Origin of the sequence: Massilia sp. CMS3.1 (assembly GCF_051262535.1) — a bacterium.
In the GTDB taxonomy this organism is placed as follows: Bacteria; Pseudomonadota; Gammaproteobacteria; order Burkholderiales; family Burkholderiaceae_D; genus Telluria.
The window spans coordinates 1-491 of record NZ_JBIMES010000087.1 but is presented as its reverse complement, the minus strand read 5'-3'; the positions used below and the strand labels follow the sequence as shown (position 1 = coordinate 491).

Sequence of the window (491 nt, the reverse complement as noted above, 5' to 3'; positions counted from 1 at the left end):
TAATGGGGATGCTGCTGCGTTGTTCAATATTCGCAGTGCCGGATGCATTGGGCGATGGAAGCGCTGTTATGATGCGGGCGGTTTAGAAGCCCTGACGCCACGCAAGCGCGGCCGCCCCAAGAAAATGCCCGAACTGCCCGACATAAAAACAGAATTGCTGCCAGATGCAGCCGGCCGTACCCACGAGGAGCTGGTCACCGAGGTGAACCAGCTGCGCATGGAGGTGGCTTACCTAAAAAAGTTGAGAGCCTTGGTTCAAGCGCAGCAACAGCCGCGAACGACAACGCGCAAAAAGCGCAAGTAGTCATTGAACTGAGGCGAAACTTCCCTCTTGCCGGCCTGCTGAAACTGGCTGGCTTGGCGCGCAGCACCTTCTACTATCAACAGAAGGCAGCTCAGGCGGACGATAAACACGAGGCCTTGAAAGGGCAAATCAGTACGCTCTTCGCCCGTCACAAAGGGCGCTATGGCTACCGACGCGTGACGGCAGC

At 57.2% G+C, this 491-nt stretch carries 1 pseudogene; it reads left to right on the top strand.

The window, feature by feature from the left end:
- A pseudogene (locus ACHAC9_RS24540) lies at positions 1-491 on the top strand (helix-turn-helix domain-containing protein); the annotation flags it as partial.